Consider the following 689-nt stretch of genomic DNA (forward strand, 5'->3'; position numbering starts at 1 on the left):
GTTCAAGACCCCCAAGGGCGGCAGTCTGAACGTGAACCAGAAAGCCCACAACAGCCTCCACAGCGCCGTGCGGGCCCTGGGCGAACGCGCCAACTCGATCCTGAAGACCACCTTCAAGGCCCTGCGCCGCTGGCGCGGCTGCCCCTGGCGCATCGGTGACATCGTCGCAGCAGCACTCGTCCTGCTTCACCAGGAGAACGGCCGCACAACATGATCACGTTCTGTTTGAACCGGTTACTCGGACAGGCTCACTCTGAACGATCGTGATGCGCAGAAGGTGGGAGGTTGGGCTGAGATCTGTGTTGCATCGGGCCGAGACATTGGCGATTCAGGCGATCGCGCGCGAGCCGGGGTCTTGAAGAACACAGTGTCGGAGGCTAATGCCGCGGATGAGCCTCCGAACCATCCCTGATAGTCAGAAGGGTAAGCGAATCGGACCGCCACCCGAAAGCGAAGACCGTGACGTTGAGTTACCGCTCGGCTCGAAGTCGCCGCTGAAGCGGCTCAGCACCGAGCGGATCCGAGCTCTGGTCGAGCGATACCAGCCCGTAAGAACGGAGGGTGGAGCAGGAGTTCGCCTCCTCTGTCGTTTCACCTGTGGAAGCATGTAGCCGTGCTGGATTACAGGTACGAGGATTTGGGCGACGACGAGTTCCAGTTGCTCGTTGCTGCGCTCGTGGGTTCTGACG

1 protein-coding gene is annotated in these 689 nt (G+C 61.2%); it reads left to right on the forward strand.

Annotation, left to right across the window (positions count from 1 at the left end; genetic code table 11):
- Nucleotides 1-214, forward strand: a 214-nt coding sequence (locus LR394_RS41035; protein WP_331283146.1) for a transposase family protein, incomplete at its 5' end; no start/stop codon positions are given.
- Nucleotides 215-689 lie beyond the last annotated feature (475 nt).

Origin of the sequence: Kineosporia babensis (assembly GCF_021129305.1) — a bacterium.
In the GTDB taxonomy this organism is placed as follows: domain Bacteria; phylum Actinomycetota; class Actinomycetes; order Actinomycetales; family Kineosporiaceae; genus Kineosporia; species Kineosporia babensis.